The 18,075-nt window shown below is 53.1% G+C and carries 13 protein-coding genes, 2 tRNA genes and 2 rRNA genes; 2 read left to right on the top strand and 15 right to left on the bottom strand.

Annotation, left to right across the window (positions count from 1 at the left end):
• Positions 1 to 4: 4 nt before the first annotated feature.
• From ilvD to AC0Z7K_RS17360, 6 genes are all read right to left on the bottom strand, one after another.
• A complete protein-coding gene (ilvD, locus tag AC0Z7K_RS17335) occupies positions 5 to 1,855 on the bottom strand; it encodes a dihydroxy-acid dehydratase (protein WP_413531067.1) in 1,851 nt (616 codons plus the stop codon).
• 73 nt (positions 1,856 to 1,928) lie between these two features.
• Positions 1,929 to 2,858, bottom strand: coding sequence for a branched-chain amino acid transaminase (locus AC0Z7K_RS17340; protein WP_104924025.1), 930 nt, complete (start codon positions 2,856 to 2,858; stop codon positions 1,929 to 1,931).
• Between the two features lie 18 nt (positions 2,859 to 2,876).
• Positions 2,877 to 3,140, bottom strand: a complete 264-nt coding sequence (gene ilvM / locus AC0Z7K_RS17345; protein WP_013577547.1) for an acetolactate synthase 2 small subunit — start codon at positions 3,138 to 3,140, stop codon at positions 2,877 to 2,879.
• Positions 3,137 to 4,783, bottom strand: a complete 1,647-nt coding sequence (ilvG, locus tag AC0Z7K_RS17350; protein ID WP_485615303.1) for an acetolactate synthase 2 catalytic subunit — start codon at positions 4,781 to 4,783, stop codon at positions 3,137 to 3,139. The genes ilvM and ilvG overlap by 4 nt, the downstream gene beginning before the upstream one ends.
• A 147-nt stretch (positions 4,784 to 4,930) precedes the next feature.
• The gene (ilvL, locus tag AC0Z7K_RS17355; RefSeq protein ID WP_112165468.1) at positions 4,931 to 5,032 is read right to left on the bottom strand and encodes an ilv operon leader peptide; all 102 of its coding nucleotides are present in this window, start codon (positions 5,030 to 5,032) and stop codon (positions 4,931 to 4,933) included.
• 132 nt (positions 5,033 to 5,164) lie between these two features.
• Positions 5,165 to 6,403: an MFS transporter gene (locus tag AC0Z7K_RS17360; protein WP_413531065.1), complete on the bottom strand. Its 1,239-nt coding sequence runs from the start codon at positions 6,401 to 6,403 to the stop codon at positions 5,165 to 5,167.
• A 364-nt stretch (positions 6,404 to 6,767) separates the two neighbouring features.
• Here AC0Z7K_RS17360 and AC0Z7K_RS17365 point away from each other — a divergent pair, with 364 nt between their 5' ends.
• Entirely contained in the window at positions 6,768 to 8,303 is a 1,536-nt protein-coding gene (locus AC0Z7K_RS17365) for a YifB family Mg chelatase-like AAA ATPase (protein WP_413531064.1), read from the top strand.
• A gap of 24 nt (positions 8,304 to 8,327) precedes the next feature.
• Here the strand turns inward: AC0Z7K_RS17365 and AC0Z7K_RS17370 are convergent, their stop codons facing one another.
• Positions 8,328 to 8,666 carry a MaoP family protein gene (locus tag AC0Z7K_RS17370; RefSeq protein WP_112165461.1) on the bottom strand — a complete coding sequence of 113 codons (339 nt, stop codon included), beginning with the start codon at positions 8,664 to 8,666 and terminating at the stop codon, positions 8,328 to 8,330.
• 118 nt (positions 8,667 to 8,784) lie between these two features.
• On the opposite strand from AC0Z7K_RS17370, the gene hdfR reads away from it, so the two are divergent.
• Entirely contained in the window at positions 8,785 to 9,609 is an 825-nt protein-coding gene (gene hdfR, locus AC0Z7K_RS17375) for an HTH-type transcriptional regulator HdfR (RefSeq protein WP_413531063.1), read from the top strand.
• A gap of 11 nt (positions 9,610 to 9,620) precedes the next feature.
• Here the strand turns inward: hdfR and yjfF are convergent, their stop codons facing one another.
• The 8 genes from yjfF to AC0Z7K_RS17415 all read right to left on the bottom strand — a co-directional run bounded on the left by yjfF (position 9,621) and on the right by AC0Z7K_RS17415 (position 18,052).
• The gene (gene yjfF / locus AC0Z7K_RS17380) at positions 9,621 to 10,607 is read right to left on the bottom strand and encodes a galactofuranose ABC transporter, permease protein YjfF (RefSeq protein ID WP_413531062.1); all 987 of its coding nucleotides are present in this window, start codon (positions 10,605 to 10,607) and stop codon (positions 9,621 to 9,623) included.
• A complete protein-coding gene (gene ytfT / locus AC0Z7K_RS17385) occupies positions 10,607 to 11,626 on the bottom strand; it encodes a galactofuranose ABC transporter, ATP-binding protein YtfT (RefSeq protein ID WP_485615304.1) in 1,020 nt (339 codons plus the stop codon). Before ytfT ends, yjfF begins: the two co-directional genes overlap by 1 nt.
• 10 nt (positions 11,627 to 11,636) lie before the next feature.
• Entirely contained in the window at positions 11,637 to 13,118 is a 1,482-nt protein-coding gene (gene ytfR, locus AC0Z7K_RS17390) for a galactofuranose ABC transporter, ATP-binding protein YtfR (RefSeq protein ID WP_413531149.1), read from the bottom strand.
• 111 nt (positions 13,119 to 13,229) lie between these two features.
• Positions 13,230 to 14,186: a galactofuranose ABC transporter, galactofuranose-binding protein YtfQ gene (ytfQ, locus tag AC0Z7K_RS17395; protein ID WP_056772381.1), complete on the bottom strand. Its 957-nt coding sequence runs from the start codon at positions 14,184 to 14,186 to the stop codon at positions 13,230 to 13,232.
• Between the two features lie 404 nt (positions 14,187 to 14,590).
• Positions 14,591 to 14,666 (bottom strand) — tRNA-Trp (locus AC0Z7K_RS17400).
• 54 nt (positions 14,667 to 14,720) lie between these two features.
• A tRNA-Asp gene (locus AC0Z7K_RS17405) sits at positions 14,721 to 14,797 on the bottom strand.
• 87 nt (positions 14,798 to 14,884) lie between these two features.
• Positions 14,885 to 15,000, bottom strand: a 5S ribosomal RNA gene (rrf, locus tag AC0Z7K_RS17410).
• Between the two features lie 142 nt (positions 15,001 to 15,142).
• A 23S ribosomal RNA gene (locus tag AC0Z7K_RS17415) occupies positions 15,143 to 18,052 on the bottom strand.
• Between the last annotated feature and the right edge of the window lie 23 nt (positions 18,053 to 18,075).

Genomic DNA, 18,075 nt, shown 5'->3' on the forward strand with positions numbered 1-18,075 from the left:
GCCTTTAGCCTCCCAGCTTAGACTTGTCGCGAACGGCGCCTTTATCGGCACTGGTCGCCAGCATGGCGTAAGCACGCAGCGCATAGGAGACTTCACGCACACGGTTCTTTGGCGTCCACGCCTGATCGCCACGAGCCTCTTCTGCTGCGTGACGCGCTGCCAGTTCGGCTGCCGGAACGTCCAGCACCATGCTGCGATTTGGAATGTCGATGTCGATGAAGTCGCCATCCTCAACCAGCGCAATCATGCCGCCGCTGCCCGCTTCAGGAGAAACGTGACCAATCGACAGACCAGATGTGCCGCCAGAGAAACGACCATCGGTGATCAGCGCACACTCTTTACCAAGGCCCATGGATTTCAGATAGGTAGTCGGATACAGCATTTCCTGCATACCCGGCCCGCCTTTTGGCCCTTCGTAGCGGATAACTACGACGTCGCCCGAAACGACTTTACCACCGAGGATCGCGCTCACGGCGTCGTCCTGGCTTTCGTAAACTTTGGCCGGACCCCGGAAGGTCAGGTTGGATTTATCCACGCCTGCGGTTTTCACGATACTGCCGGCTTCGGCAATATTGCCGTACAGCACGGCCAGACCGCCCTCCAGGCTGAACGCATTTTCCAGCGAGCGGATACAGCCCTCGGCGCGGTCATCATCCAGCGTGTCCCAGCGGCAATCTTGTGAGAACGCCTGCGTGGTGCGGATACCGGCGGGACCGGCGCGGAACATTTTTTTCACGGCTTCATCTTTGGTCAGCATGATGTCGTACTGATTCAGCGTTTCCGTCAGAGTCAGGCCAAGGATGTTTTTGACGTCGCGGTTCAGCAGGTTCGCGCGATCCAGTTCTCCCAGAATTGCCAGTACGCCACCGGCGCGGTGAACGTCCTCCATATGATATTTCGGCGTGCTTGGTGCCACTTTACACAGGTGCGGTACGACGCGTGACAGACGATCGATATCGATCATATCGAATTCGATTCCACCTTCCTGCGCGGCAGCCAGCAGATGCAGAACAGTGTTGGTCGAGCCGCCCATCGCGATATCCAGCGTCATGGCATTTTCGAAAGCCGCTTTGCTGGCGATGTTGCGTGGCAATGCGGTTTCGTCATCTTTTTCGTAATAGCGTTTAGTCAGCTCAACGATGCGGCGACCGGCATTCAGGAACAATTCGCGACGGTCAGCGTGCGTGGCCAGCAATGAACCGTTACCCGGCTGTGAAAGCCCCAGCGCTTCGGTCAGACAGTTCATGGAGTTGGCGGTAAACATACCGGAACAGGAGCCGCAGGTCGGGCAGGCAGAACGTTCGATCTGCTCGCTGTCGGCGTCGCTGACGTTCGGGTTTGCGCCCTGAATCATGGCATCGACCAGATCGAGCTTAATGATTTTGTCAGACAGTTTGGTTTTACCGGCTTCCATCGGACCGCCGGAAACAAAGATCACCGGAATATTCAGGCGCAATGACGCCATCAGCATTCCGGGGGTGATTTTGTCGCAGTTGGAAATACAGACCATGGCATCGGCGCAGTGCGCGTTCACCATGTATTCGACCGAATCGGCGATCAGTTCACGTGAAGGCAATGAATACAGCATGCCGCCGTGACCCATCGCGATACCATCATCCACCGCGATAGTGTTGAATTCTTTTGCCACGCCGCCGGACGCTTCGATTTGCTCAGCAACCAGTTTACCCAGATCGCGCAAGTGCACGTGGCCCGGTACGAACTGGGTAAAGGAGTTAACGACAGCAATAATTGGCTTGCCGAAATCGTCATCGGTCATGCCGGTGGCACGCCATAAAGCGCGGGCGCCAGCCATGTTGCGGCCATGAGTGGTGGTATGGGAACGGTACTTAGGCATGCTCAGTTCACTCCAAATCATTTCTGTTTAGCAGGCAGCAAAATCGCCACCTGCATCATTCTTGTTCTTTAGATTACTGCGGGTTGATTGGGTCCAACCATCCCCATTTGTCTTCAGTTTTGCCGGTGAACAGGCCGAAGAACGCATCCTGAATTTGTTTGGTGACCGGACCGCGTTTGCCGATACCGACCTGAATGCCGTCAACGCTGCGCACCGGGGTGATTTCCGCCGCAGTACCCGACATGAACACTTCGTCAGCCAGATACAGAGATTCACGGGACAGCACCTGCTCGCGAACTTCCAGACCCATGTCTTTCGCCAGTTTAATGATTGCATCGCGGGTAATACCCGGCAGTGCGGAAGAGGTAAACGGCGGTGTGAACAGGATGCCTTCTTTCACTTCGAACAGGTTTTCGCCCGCGCCTTCTGAGACGTAGCCGTGAATATCCAGCGCGATCCCTTCCTGATAACCGTGGCGGCGTGCTTCGCTGCCGACCAGCAATGAGGACAGGTAGTTACCACCGGCTTTAGCGGCAGTAGGAATGGTGTTGGCTGCGACGCGGTTCCATGAGGAAACCATTGCGTCGATACCCTGCTCTAGGGCTTCTTCACCCAGATAGGCGCCCCACGGGAAGGCGGCGATGATGACGTCAGTTTTGTAACCATCCGGCGGGTTCACGCCCATACCCACATCACCCACAAACACCAGCGGACGAATATACGCGCTGACCAGATTGTTTTTACGCAGCGTTTCGCGACAGGCTTCCATCAGCTCATCAACGCTCTGTGAAACCGGCATACGGTAGATTTTTGCGGAATCGCGCAGACGCTGCATATGTTCACGATGGCGGAAGACGACCGGGCCTTTATGGGAGTCGTAGCAACGCACGCCTTCGAAAACGGAAGTGCCGTAATGCAACGCATGGGACATCACGTGAACCTTTGCTTCCGCCCACGGAACCATCTCGCCATTGAACCAAATGTAATCAGCTTTCTTCGTCATTCTATTCGTCCCTATTACTCACGCGTTCGCGCGTATTTGTTGTGATGTGTGTTGCTGGATTTCGACACAGGCGACATCCATAAGTTTGCGTAACTGTGAAGACAGTAAATCTACCGGCCGCTGGCTGGCAACGGTCAATTCGATATTTATATTTTCCGCATTGACCATCGGGGTCATGTTCATCGCACAGACCTGAAAACCACGGTGGCGAACAACGCGTAATACGCGCTCCAACATTTCAGGGCGGAAACGGGCCTGGATTGAGACGTTATGCTGCATCATGACATTTTCTCCAACATGGTTTCGTTGCCTGCGCCCGGTGGCACCAGAGGCCAGACATTTTCATTTTCGTCGATGGAGACATGAAGCAAATACGGGCCTTTGCTGTTGAAAAAGGCATCCAGTGCGGCATCGACTTGGTCTTTACGGCTGATACGTTGGCCGGGGATATTGAATGCGCTGGCCAGCGTCACAAAATCGGGGTTATCTGAGAGGTTGGTTTCACTGAAGCGTCCGTCGAAGAACAGTTCCTGCCACTGTCGAACCATCCCTAACCGCTGGTTATCCAGCAGCAGGATTTTTACGGGCAACTGTTTTCGCTTAATGGTGCCCAGCTCCTGCACATTCATCATAAAGGAGCCATCGCCCGAAACGCAGATAACCATATCGTCTGGGCGTGCAACCTGCGCACCGACAGCAGCAGGTACGCCAAAGCCCATCGTGCCCAGACCGCTGGAGGTGATGAAGTTTTCAGGACGAGAGAACTGCATGTGTTGCGCAGTCCACATCTGATGCTGGCCGACGTCGGTGGTCACCACGGTATTGGCATCTTTGCGATCGGAGATTTGTTTCAGCAGCAGCGGCGCGTAAATGGCCTCGCCAGGATGATCGTAACGCCATTCGCCCTGCGCTTTCAGGGTCATGACTTCATCACGCCATGCGTTGATGCTCAGTGGTTGTTGCAGCGCCGGTAACAGCGCATTCAAATCGCCCTGTAACGCGACGTGTGCCTGACGCAATTTATTCAGCTCAGCCGGATCGATATCCATATGGATAACGGCGGCGTGCGGTGCGAAGGTGTTCAGCTTGCCGGTCACCCGGTCATCGAAACGCGCACCGACGGCGATCAGCAAATCAGAAGACTGTACCGCCAGATTGGCCGCTTTGGTGCCGTGCATACCCAACATGCCCAGATAACATGGGTCAGTGGCATCAGGTGCCCCCAGACCTTTCAGCGTCGCCACCGCCGGAATACCGGTGGTCGAGATAAATTCGCGTAACGCCGGAACGGCCTGCGCCATGCCAACGCCACCGCCGATATACAGCATCGGTTTTTGCGCAGCGGCGATCATTGCGCGGGCTTGTTCCAGTTCAGCCGCCGGATGCGGGAAGGATTCTTCGACGGCCAGCAGGTGTGGCGGCAGTTCACCGGTCGCCAGCTGGATATCTTTCGGAATGTCGATCAGCACCGGGCCTGGACGGCCGGAGCTGGCGATGGCGAAGGCTTCGGCCATGATTTCCGGCAGTGCATCCAGTGATTCGACCAAAAAACTGTGTTTTGTGCAGGCCAGAGATAATCCTAAAACGTCGATTTCCTGAAAGGCGTCTGTGCCGATGAAGGCAGAGCCGACCTGGCCGGTGATGGCGACCAGCGGGACAGAATCGAGCAGCGCGTCAGCCAGACCGGTGATCAGGTTAGTGGCGCCGGGACCGGAAGTGGCGATACACACGCCGACTTTGCCGGTTGAACGGGCATAGCCTATGGCGGCCATTGCGGCACCTTGCTCGTGCCGGCACAACAGGTGTTCAACGCCGCCGTCATACAGTGCATCGTATACCGGCATGATTGCCCCGCCGGGATAACCAAACACCATATCTACCCCCTGCGCACGCAACGCTTGTACTACCCACTGTGCTCCGTTCATCCTTATTCTCCTGCCTTCTTGCGACAAGTGCAGAACATTATGCTGTTGCTCATTTTCCGACCTCGCTTCATTGTTCACTGAAATCGCCGAACCAAAAAAAAACCCCGGACCTTTCGGTGCGGGGTTTCTTTTCAGGTTCAGGCTTGTTTAATAAGCCTTTCTTCGTCCAAGTGCAGCCCCGCACGGTGGGATAATAATCACCACCACGCGAATCACGACTAGGCTAACAACGAGGAGAAGGGCTTTCATTTTTAGGTTTCTATAATTCATATTGCGAACGATTGCCTACAGAGTTATCACAGTAATGCATTTAATGACAACATTTTTCTTGCGTTATTATTTGCGCACCGTTGCACAATCCGCCAAAAAAAATCTGGAAAATCAAACCTTAGCGGGTTGATCCACTGTCTGATTATTTATTGCACCTGTTATGGCTTTTCCGCGCGTATCCCGCCCAAACGCAACCAGTATGGAAATCACGATTGCCACCGTCCCGGCAACAATCGCCATCGCCAGACCATAATTATGTCCGTGGCTTTCGGCGATGCTCGCCTGCAAGGTCGCGTTGACCGATGCCAGCAGATTCCCGAGCTGATAAACAAATCCGGGCAGCACGGCGCGGGTATTCGCGGGCACCAACTCGGTTAAGTACGACGGCACCACGCCCCACGCGCCTTGCACCATAAATTGCATCAGGAATGCGCCCAGACCGATAGTCCAGGTTCCGCTGGAAAAGGCCCACAATGGGATCACCGGTAAAGAGAGTAACGCCGCGATAATAATGGCTTTTTTGCGCCCGATTTTCTCCGACATGGTGCCAAAGAAGATGCCGCCAATGATGGAGGCGATGGTGTAACCGATCGCAATCAGGCTGACTGTATGGGCATCAAAACCGTGCTGAACTTTGAGGAATGATGGGTAAAGATCCTGCGTTCCGTGGCTGAAGAAATTAAATGCCGCCATCAACACCACCAGATAGACGCATAGCTTCCAGTGCGATTTCAACACCGGCAGCAATGCCGTGCTTTCCTTGCGTTCGCGGGCAGCGAGCCAGACCGGCGATTCCTGCACTTTGAACCAGATGAATGGCAGCAGGAAAACGGGGACAGCGCCGATCACAAACATTCCGCGCCAGCCAACCAGTTCAGAGAACAAACCGTAAACTACCGCCGCCAGCAGGTAACCAAACGGATAACCGGCCTGAAAAATTCCGGACATCATCCCGCGTGAACGGTCAGGAATGGTTTCCATCGCCAGTGATGACGCCACGCCCCAGACTCCGCCCATCGCCACGCCGTATATCACGCGCAGGATCAGGAAAACCGTCAATGAAGGCGCCGCTGCTGTGCAAAGTTCGAAAATTGAAAAGCAGGCAATGTTTACCATCAGCACCGGTTTACGCCCATATTTTTCCGCTGCCCGCCCGAACAATAATGCCCCTATTGGCCGAACGGCCAGTGTCAGCAAAATCGCCAGCGTCACCTCTTTGATATCGACCTGAAACGCCGTCGCTATATCGCTGAGCAGAAAGACTAAAATGAAAAAATCGAAGGCATCGAGAGTCCAGCTTAAGAAACTGGCAATGGCAACGTTTCGCTGCCGAGAAGTCCAACCAAACATGGGTGTATCCCTATTCCGGAAAGATGTAGGCAATGCGCTCACGAGCCGATCCGGAGAATCCTCGGTGAGGCAGAGAGATGTTAATTAATAATGGGTATTTGTTTATTTATTGTTAAATACACTCAAATTAAACACCTCTGTCTCGCAAACCGGCAACTTAATTAGCCAGCTAATTTGTTTCCAGAAACCTCAGGCTGTTAAAGAATGTTGCTGACTTTACGAGGCATCGCACAGACTTTTGATTTCACAGCGTAAATTTTAAAAATTTTTTACGCGATGCTGCGCAAGGCTGTGATCTTATTTCCACTGCAGGATTGCATTGCGGCATGCTGCTGACAGGAATTTTCACAGCAAAGGAAAAAGCATGTCATTAGCCGTGGTGTATACGCGCGCATCGCTCGGTGTTCAGGCACCCGGCGTCTCTGTCGAAGTGCATATCAGCAACGGTTTACCGGCACTGACGCTGGTCGGACTGCCCGAAACTACCGTCAAAGAAGCCAGGGATCGCGTGCGTAGCGCTATCATCAACTGCGGATTCACCTTTCCTGCAAAGCGCATTACCGTCAATCTCGCCCCGGCAGATTTACCCAAAGAAGGCGGGCGATATGATTTGTCGATCGCGCTGGCGATTCTGGTGGCTTCTGAGCAGTTGCAGGGCGATAAGCTGGAGGCCTACGAGTTTTTGGGTGAGCTCGGGCTTTCTGGTGCGTTACGCAGCGTTAATGGCGCGATCCCGGCAGCACTTGAGGCGCAGAAAGAGGGGCGGATACTGATCCTACCGCAAAACAACCAGATGGAAATGACGCTGCTCGATCCGGGGGTTGCGCAGATCGCCGGGCACTTGCTACAGGTTTGCGCTTTCCTGCAAGGCGAAGACAGCCTGCCGCCCATCAACTATCCCGCAGAGCCGCCCGCACCTGTGCATCAGCCCGACATGGCGGAGATCATTGGCCAGGAGCAGTCCAAGAGAGCGCTGGAAGTCGCCGCAGCGGGCGGGCATAACCTGCTGCTGATTGGTCCGCCGGGAACGGGAAAAACCATGCTCGCCAGCCGGTTACCGGGATTATTGCCACCGCTGAGCAATGAGGAGAAGCTGGAAACAGCGGCCATCGCCAGCCTGGTGTATAACCCGGAGGAGGACGGAGAATTCTCCCGCGTGCGGCCTTTTCGCGCACCGCATCACAGCACCTCGATGAGCGCACTGGTCGGCGGCGGCTCGCTACCGAGGCCTGGAGAAATTTCGCTGGCGCACAACGGCGTCCTGTTTCTCGATGAGCTGCCGGAATTTCAGCGGCAGGTGTTAGATGCGTTACGCCAGCCGATGGAGTCCGGCGAGATCACCATTTCCCGCGCCAGAGCGAAAGTGCGCTATCCGGCAAGAGCACAGCTGATCGCGGCCATGAATCCCAGCCCGACAGGGCATTATCAGGGCATCCACAACCGCACACCGCCCCAGCAGGTTCTGCGCTATCTGGGCAGGCTCTCAGGGCCTTTTCTGGACAGGTTCGATTTATCGATTGAAGTGCCACTTTTACCCCCGGGGATCCTTAGCCAGCAAAACCATGCACCGACCGTCAGGGAAAGCAGTGCAGAAGTTCGGGAAAGGGTGCTAATTGCCAGAGAAATTCAGTTAAACCGTGCGGGGAAAATCAATGCGCATATGAACAGCAGTGAGGTGGAAACGTATTGTGTGTTAACGAAGGCGGATGCGGAGTTTCTGGAAGAAGTACTGCATAAACTGGGATTATCAGTGAGAGCCTGGCATCGTATTCTGAAAGTCGCAAGAACACTGGCCGATCTTGGGGGGAGTGAAGCCATTGAACGCAAACATATTGCGGAGGCGCTGAGCTATCGCACTATGGATAGGCTATTGTTAACTCTGCATAAGAGTCTGGCATAAAAAACGGGGCATAGCCCCGTTTTATTAGTCGTCGCTTTCCGTGTAGTCTTCTACTGCGTCTGCCTGCGGTTTACCGCCGGACAACGTGTGGAATTTCTTCGGACGACGGGTGCGGATGATGTACTTATTCCACACTTTTTCTGCTTCCGTTACCGGTTCGCGCGTACCGCGGCAAACCTCAAGGAACAGCTTTTCTTCATCGGTTGCTGGCTCGCGTTTTCCCAAATCCAGTTCGTTAAAGGCAAAGCCGTAACGTTCTAGCATTTGCGCTTCTTTAATGGTGAAATCGCCATGCCGGGAGAACCCGCGAGGGTAATGTTTATTATCAAAAAAACGACTTGTCGTGGTGAAGCTTTCCGCCATCTGACACGCTCCTAATTCTCTCATGGTCGTGCTGTTATGGCGCGGAGTATTAGTTAGGCTTGACATTGTGTAAAACAAAACATTTAAATCTTAACGACAAAAATAATTGGAGATGGTTTTGGACACGGAATTACTGAAAACCTTTTTGGAGGTCAGTAGAACTCGCCACTTTGGTCGGGCAGCGGAATCGCTTTATCTGACGCAGTCCGCTGTCAGCTTTCGTATCCGGCAACTGGAAACCCAACTTGGCGCAAATTTGTTCACCCGCCATCGAAATAATATCCGCTTAACGCCCGCAGGAGAGCGTCTGCTGCCTTACGCCGAGAATCTGATGTCTACCTGGCAATTGGCGAAAAAAGAGGTAATACGCTCGTTACAGCACACAGAATTGTCGATTGGTGCCACGGCCTCGTTATGGGAAGCCTATCTGACGCCGTGGATGCAGTCGCTTTACGTGCAACGTGATACTTTGCGGCTGGAAGCACGCATCGCGTTGCGCCAGTCGCTCGTCAAGCAATTACATGAAAGACAACTGGATTTGCTGATCACCACCGAGCCACCAAAAATGGACGAGCTCTCAAGTCAGCTGTTGGGTAATTTCTCGTTACGACTTTTTTCATCGAAAAAAACAGTCAGAGGGGAACAATCGCCTTACGTGAAACTGGAATGGGGCGCCGATTTTCCTCAACAGGAAAAGTTGCAAAATAGCGATCAGGAACCCGTTCTGACCACCACGTCAGCGCATCTGACGCGACAATTACTGGAGCAGACCGGTGGCTGCGCTTTCCTGCCGTCACACTGGGCGAAAGAATATCCCCAGCTGGCCGCCCATGAAGAGATTCCACCGGTTATCCGCCCGCTGTACGCCGTATGGCTGCAAAATAGCGATCAGCAGGTTCTTATCCGTCAGTTACTTAAAACACCGCTGATCACCCATCTCTGAGCCCCCCGCTATCAGGTCGGCTCAGGGCGCGGATGGCGCGCTCTTCTGGCGGTCCAGAATGAGCCCATGCCCTTCTGCAAACCGATGAAGACAAACAGCAGGATACCCATCACGATTTTGGTCCACCACGAGCTGAGTGTACCGTCGAACGTGATGTAGGTTTGGATCAGGCCCTGAATCAGCACACCGAAAAGGCTTCCAAGTACGGTTCCTACGCCGCCGCTCAACAAGGTCCCTCCGATGACGACAGAAGCGATAGCATCCAGTTCTACCCCACTGGCTGCCAGCGCGTATCCGGCGGAGGTATAGAGTGAAAACACGATGCCAGAAAGGACTGCCAGCGTGCTCGACAGCATGTAGATGTAAATCGTGGTCCGTCTTACGGGAACGCCCATCAGCGCCGCCGACACGTTGCTCCCACCGACCGCGTAGACATTGTTCCCAAAGCGTGTCCGGTGCGCCAAAATAATCCCCACGAAGACGACCAGCAGCATGATTAACGCCAGCAACGTGAAACGTCCTCCGCCCGGCATTTTCCATGCGTAACTGGCCAGAAAATCATACACCGGATGATTAATGGGCAGCGATTCTTCGGAAACGATAAAACTCATCCCGCGAACGAAAAACATTCCTGCCAGGGTAATAATAAACGCAGGAAGCTTCAGCGTATCGATGATCCAACCCATGAGTGCGCCAAACATCGCCCCCATCAGCAGGACAATCACGAAGGCATAGCCGGGCGCAACGCCGTAATCGCCAATGAGTTTCGCCAGTAAAACGCCGGTAAAAGCGATCACTGATCCCACAGACAAATCGATGCCACCTGAGAGGATCACGAAGGTCATACCGACGGCTACGATGCCGAGAAAGGCGTTATCTGTCAGTAAATCAAAGAAGACGCGCGTGGAGGCGAATCCGGGGAACTGGGTGAAGCAATAGCCATATCCGGCCAGAAACACCGCGATAGTAATCAGCAGGGGCAGATTTCTTTTGAGCATTATCCCTTCCTCCGGAACAGATTACTGAGCGATACCCGGGGTGACTGGACCACCAGCACGGCCAGTACCACCAGCGCTTTGAGTACAAGATTAAACTCAGGTTTAAAACCGGAGAGCAGAATGCCGGTGTTCATGCCCTGAATGATGAGCGCACCGATAACCGAAAGGAGTAGATTAAATCTCCCTCCGAGCAACGAACCACCACCTATCACCACCGCCAGAATCGCATCCAGTTCCAGCCATAAACCGGCGTTATTGGCATCGGCACCGCGAATATCTGCCGTGACGATGACACCCGCAACCGCAGCACAAATCCCGCAAATTACGTAGGTAGAGATCAGCACCAGACGCGCATTCACTCCGGCGTTATATGCGGATCGGATATTGATCCCGACGGATTCAATAAATAGCCCAAGCGCTGTTTTACGCGTCAGCGCCCACACCAGAACCAGCATCACAACCACAATGATCACCGGCATCGGCAGATAGAACAGAGAACCGCTGCCAAACTGCGATAAACCATTGTGTTCGAACGTGACAATTTGTCCTTCGGTGATAAGCTGTGCGATACCGCGTCCCGCAACCATCAGCATCAGCGTCGCAACGATCGGCTGAATTTGCAGAACCGCGACCAGAAAGCCATTCCAAAGGCCGCAAACCGCGCCTACCCCGACGGAAGCGAGCAGCACCATCGCCAGCGGATAACCCTGAACCGTCATGGTGGCCGCCGTTGCCCCGGCAATCGCCATCACCGCGCCGACCGAAAGATCAATTCCCCCGGTCGCAATCACCAGCGTCATACCCAGAGCCAGCAAAGCCACCGGCGCACCGCGGTTAAAGATATCCACCAGACTGCCAAACAGACGGCCATCCTGAATGTGGATTGAGAAAAAGCCCGGAGCAACCAGGCTGTCGATCAGTAAAATGGCAATGAATGCCCCGATTTGCGTAGCACCTTTCGGAAATACCCATCGAACTTTGTGCGGTGACCCTGTCATCGGCAGACTCCTGTTACTCATCGATATCTCCTCATTGGGCCGCAATGGCTTTCATAATGGCTGGCACGGAGATTTCAGCCTGCTCAATTTCGGCAACATGGCGACGATCGCGTAATACCACGATACGGTCGGCATAGCCCGACAGCTCTTCCAGCTCGGATGAAATCACCAGCAATGCCAGCCCCTCATCACACAATTTTTCAATCAGGCGGATGATTTCAGCATGCGCACCGACGTCAATCCCGCGGGTCGGTTCATCAAGGATAAGAAAGCGAGGATGAGTGGCAAGCCAGCGTGAAAGCAGGACTTTTTGCTGATTACCGCCGGAGAGATATTGAATTTCCTGCTCGGTGCCGGGTGTTCGAATTCCGAGAAGTTTGATGAATTTCTCTGAGATCTGATGCTGTTCTTTCATCGGCAGCGGACGTAACCAACCGCGTTGAGCCTGTAGGGCCAGAATGATATTTTCACGGACCGTGGCTGCGCCGATAATGCCATCGGTCTTGCGATCCTCAGGGCAATAACCAAATCCGAGTTTGGCCGCTTTACGCGGCGTGCTGATGGTCTCTTCCTTGCCATCAACCCGTGCTTTGCCGCTGTCATGACCTTTGATGCCAAAAATCAACTGAGCGGTTTCTGTCCGTCCCGATCCCAACAATCCGGCCAGCCCGACAATTTCACCACGACGGACTTTCAGGTCGAAATTCTCGACCACGCCACGGCGACCGTAATCCTTAAAATCCACCAGCGGTTCACCGGTGACATTCCGATGTTCAGTACGTTTAAGCAGACTTTCATCAAAGCTGTGTCCCAACATCATCGGCACCAGATCGATACGTGGCAAATCAACCGTGCGCTCTGAACCCACACGTTTGCCGTTGCGAAGCACTGTAATACGGTCGCTGATGCGGTAAACCTGATCGAGGAAATGAGTCACGAAAATCATCCCAACACCCTTGTCACGCAGCTGCACGAGAATATCCAGCAGCATGCTGACTTCTTTGGCATCGAGACTGGCGGTAGGTTCGTCGAGGATTAATACCTGCGCAGATAGGTCGACAGCTCGCGCAATCGCCACGATCTGCTGGATGGCGATGGAATAGGTTGAAAGCGGCTGGCTGACATCCAGATTTAAGCCGTAACCTTCCAGGAGCGCCTCAGCCTGTTGTTCCATTTTACGCTGATTTACCAGACCAAACCGGGTAGGTTCGCGACCGATAAAGAGATTGGCCGCCACGGAAATATTCGGCAGCAGATTCACTTCCTGGTAAACAGTACCAATTCCCAACGACTGCGCATGGGCCGTATTGACCGGCTCGATGGGATTACCATTCAAAAATACCTGCCCGGCAGAACGTTTATATACGCCAGTCAGGGCTTTAATCATTGTGGATTTACCGGCACCGTTCTCTCCTAAAAGAGCCACGATCTCACCACGTTCGAGAGTAAAATCAACATTTTCCAGCGCCTTAACGCCGGGGAACTCTACTGAGAGGCCCCGCACATCAAGCAGCACTGCTGAACCTGGATTATCCGTCACATCACTACTCCTGCAGCATCCGCTACCGGCGGAATGGGAATAATTTTTACCGGCCTGCCCGTGAGACAGACCGGTAAAATCGGCTTAATAACCCATGTCTTTTTTCATGTCATATTCTTTCTGAGCCATGTCCGGCAGGATCAGCGCAGACTGCGTCTGAATAAATTTCTTCGGTTGAGTACCGTCTTTTTTCATTGCGATCAGCGCATCAAACGCCGGACCCGCCATGTTTGGCGTCAGTTCGACTGAGGCATTCGCTTCCCCATTCAGCATGGCTTTGTAGATGTCAGGAACCCCATCAATTGAAACGATTTTGATCTGCGAACCCGGTTTCAGACCGGCTTCTTTGATAGCCTGAATAGCGCCGATCGCCATATCATCGTTATGTGCGTAAACGGCACAAATATTCTTGCCGTTTTGCTCAGCCTTGATGAAGCTCTCCATAACTTCTTTACCTTTACTGCGGGTAAAGTCACCGGATTGAGAACGAATGATTTTGACATTCGGCGCGGCTTTGAGCGCATCAGCAAAACCTTTTTTACGATTTAACGCGACGCTCGCGCCGACGGTTCCCTGAAGTTCGACCACGTTACATGGTTTGCCGGCCACATCTTTCACCAGCCAGTCACCGGCCACTTTACCTTCATAGACGCTGTCAGATGCCACAGCAGCGGTATACAACGACGGATCGCTGACTTCAATCGTGCGGTCTAAGAGGAATACAGGGATCTTTGCCTCTTTGGCTTCAGTCAGAACGGGGGCCCAACCGGTTGCAACAACAGGTGCAATAAAGATCGCATCGACACCCTGCGCAATGAATGAGCGGATTGCCTTGATTTGGTTCTCTTGTTTTTGCTGAGCATCAGCAATTTTCAGCGTGATCCCGCGTTTCTCGGCCTCTGATTTAGACACCTTAGTTTCTGCAGAACGCCAACCAGACTCTGATCCGATCTGAGAAAAACCTACAACCAGCGGAGCTGCCTGTGCCGCGCCACAAAGTGCTGTTGCTACTGCTGCTGCCACAAATAAGCGTTTGTACATGTCTCTTTCCTCGCGTGTAGTCTGAGCTACTTTTTGTTATGACTCGTTGGGTACGGCCAGAACATTCACCGGACATATGTCCTCGCTCATTACGATAATTACGCCGTAAAAAGAGCAAAATAGTCGTGTCCGATTCTGGTTGTCGTCATAGGACGATGATTAGGTTTAGTACACAGGGAAAAACGGAGCATGAGCGGGGTCACATACGGGAATAACAATCATTTAGTGCATGTATTTAGCCGAAATATGACCAGAAATAACCAGGGAAATGGGAAGAATTGAGCTGGAATAGTGCAAAAAAGATACAGAAGAAGGATCAGTGATGAGGAGGAATGAAGTAAATAAATAATTTGCAGGATCTCAAAACAAAAAAAAGCCCCTCGCTTTCGCGAAGGGCTCTTAAATGGCAGGGGCGGAGAGATTCGAACTCGCGACACCCGGTTTTGGAGACCGGTGCTCTACCAACTGAGCTACGCCCCTAAAATACACTTAACATTATGCCTGCTAAGGTTAGCAGGCATAATTTTTAATAATTGGCGGAACGGACGGGGCTCGAACCCGCGACCCCCTGCGTGACAGGCAGGTATTCTAACCAACTGAACTACCGCTCCACCGGTTCTTTCACTCATATCAGAAAACGTCTGATACAGGTTTGTTCCTGTTATTTTCCTTGTCAGGGGAAAAGGAACTAATTTGATGCCTGGCAGTTCCCTACTCTCGCATGGGGAGACCCCACACTACCATCGGCGCTACGGCGTTTCACTTCTGAGTTCGGCATGGGGTCAGGTGGGACCACCGCGCTACTGCCGCCAGGCAAATTCTGTTTCATCCATACCGCGCCGCCTCGTGAGTTATCACTCCGCCTCGCCATACGAACCAATCTCGGAACGTTCGCTGAAAATCTACTTACCGCACTCTCGCGCAGCAGAGTCACTCTAAAACACCTTTGGTGTTGTAAGGTTAAGCCTCTCGGGTCATTAGTACTGGTTAGCTCAATGCATCGCTGCACTTACACACCCAGCCTATCAACGTCTTAGTCTTAAACGTCCCTTCAGGTGGCTTAAAGCCACAGGGAAGACTCATCTCGAGGCAAGTTTCGCGCTTAGATGCTTTCAGCGCTTATCTTTTCCGCATTTAGCTACCGGGCAATGCCATTGGCATGACAACCCGAACACCAGTGATGCGTCCACTCCGGTCCTCTCGTACTAGGAGCAGCCCCTCTCAATCTTCCAACGCCCACGGCAGATAGGGACCGAACTGTCTCACGACGTTCTAAACCCAGCTCGCGTACCACTTTAAACGGCGAACAGCCGTACCCTTGGGACCTACTTCAGCCCCAGGATGTGATGAGCCGACATCGAGGTGCCAAACACCGCCGTCGATATGAACTCTTGGGCGGTATCAGCCTGTTATCCCCGGAGTACCTTTTATCCGTTGAGCGATGGCCCTTCCATTCAGAACCACCGGATCACTATGACCTACTTTCGTACCTGCTCGAGCCGTCACTCTCGCAGTCAAGCTAGCTTATGCCATTGCACTAACCTCACGATGTCCGACCGTGATTAGCTAACCTTCGTGCTCCTCCGTTACTCTTTAGGAGGAGACCGCCCCAGTCAAACTACCCACCAGACACTGTCCTCACCCCGGATTACGGGGCCGAGTTAGAACATCAAACATTAAAGGGTGGTATTTCAAGGTTGGCTCCACGCAGACTGGCGTCCACGCTTCAAAGCCTCCCACCTATCCTACACATCAAGGCTCAATGTTCAGTGTCAAGCTATAGTAAAGGTTCACGGGGTCTTTCCGTCTTGCCGCGGGTACACTGCATCTTCACAGCGAGTTCAATTTCACTGAGTCTCGGGTGGAGACAGCCTGGCCATCATTACGCCATTCGTGCAGGTCGGAACTTACCCGACAAGGAATTTCGCTACCTTAGGACCGTTATAGTTACGGCCGCCGTTTACCGGGGCTTCGATCAAGAGCTTCGCATTGCTGCTAACCCCATCAATTAACCTTCCGGCACCGGGCAGGCGTCACACCGTATACGTCCACTTTCGTGTTTGCACAGTGCTGTGTTTTTATTAAACAGTTGCAGCCAGCTGGTATCTGCGACTGGCTTCGGCTCCGAGAGCAAGTCTCTTCACCTACGCGCCAGCGTGCCTTCTCCCGAAGTTACGGCACCATTTTGCCTAGTTCCTTCACCCGAGTTCTCTCAAGCGCCTGAGTATTCTCTACCTGACCACCTGTGTCGGTTTGGGGTACGATTTCGTGTTACCTGGAGCTTAGAGGCTTTTCCTGGAAGCATGGCATCAACTACTTCACCACCGTAGTGGCTCGTTATCACGCCTCAGGGTTGAATATGCAACCGGATTTACCAAGTCACACCCCCTACACGCTTGAACCGGGACAACCGTCGCCCGGCTAGCCTAGCCTTCTCCGTCCCCCCTTCGCAGTAACACCAAGTGCTGGAATATTAACCAGCTTCCCATCGACTACGCTTTTCAGCCTCGCCTTAGGGGTCGACTCACCCTGCCCCGATTAACGTTGGACAGGAACCCTTGGTCTTCCGGCGTGCGGGTTTTTCACCCGCATTATCGTTACTTATGTCAGCATTCGCACTTCTGATACCTCCAGCAACCCTCACAGGTCACCTTCGACGGCTTACAGAACGCTCCCCTACCCAACAACGCCTAAGCGTCGCTGCCGCAGCTTCGGTGCATGGTTTAGCCCCGTTACATCTTCCGCGCAGGCCGACTCGACCAGTGAGCTATTACGCTTTCTTTAAATGATGGCTGCTTCTAAGCCAACATCCTGGCTGTCTATGCCTTCCCACATCGTTTCCCACTTAACCATGACTTTGGGACCTTAGCTGGCGGTCTGGGTTGTTTCCCTCTTCACGACGGACGTTAGCACCCGCCGTGTGTCTCCCGTGATAACATTCTTCGGTATTCGGAGTTTGCATCGAGTTGGTAAGCCGGGATGGCCCCCTAGTCGAAACAGTGCTCTACCCCCGAAGATGAGTTCACGAGGCGCTACCTAAATAGCTTTCGGGGAGAACCAGCTATCTCCCGGTTTGATTGGCCTTTCACCCCCAGCCACAAGTCATCCGCTAATTTTTCAACATTAGTCGGTTCGGTCCTCCAGTTAGTGTTACCCAACCTTCAACCTGCCCATGGCTAGATCACCGGGTTTCGGGTCTATACCTTGCAACTTGACGCCCAGTTAAGACTCGGTTTCCCTACGGCTCCCCTATTCGGTTAACCTTGCTACAAAATATAAGTCGCTGACCCATTATACAAAAGGTACGCAGTCACCCAACAAAGTAGGCTCCCACTGCTTGTACGTACACGGTTTCAGGTTCTATTTCACTCCCCTCGCCGGGGTTCTTTTCGCCTTTCCCTCACGGTACTGGTTCACTATCGGTCAGTCAGGAGTATTTAGCCTTGGAGGATGGTCCCCCCATATTCAGACAGGATGTCACGTGTCCCGCCCTACTCATCGAACTCACAATAAGTGCATTTTTGTGTACGGGACTATCACCCTATACTGTGCGACTTTCCAGACGCTTCCACTAATGCACAAACTGATTCAGGTTCTGGGCTCTTCCCCGTTCGCTCGCCGCTACTGGGGGAATCTCGGTTGATTTCTTTTCCTCGGGGTACTTAGATGTTTCAGTTCCCCCGGTTCGCCTTGCATGGCTATGTATTCACCATGCAATAGTGTGTCGAAACACACTGGGTTTCCCCATTCGGGTATCGTCGGTTATAACGGTTCATATCACCTTACCGACGCTTTTCGCAGATTAGCACGCCCTTCATCGCCTCTGACTGCCTAGGCATCCACCGTGTACGCTTAGTCGCTTAACCTCACAACCCGAAGGTGTCTTAAA

The sequence above is a fragment of the Rahnella sp. 1L-D-7-B-C2 genome (assembly GCF_057290995.1).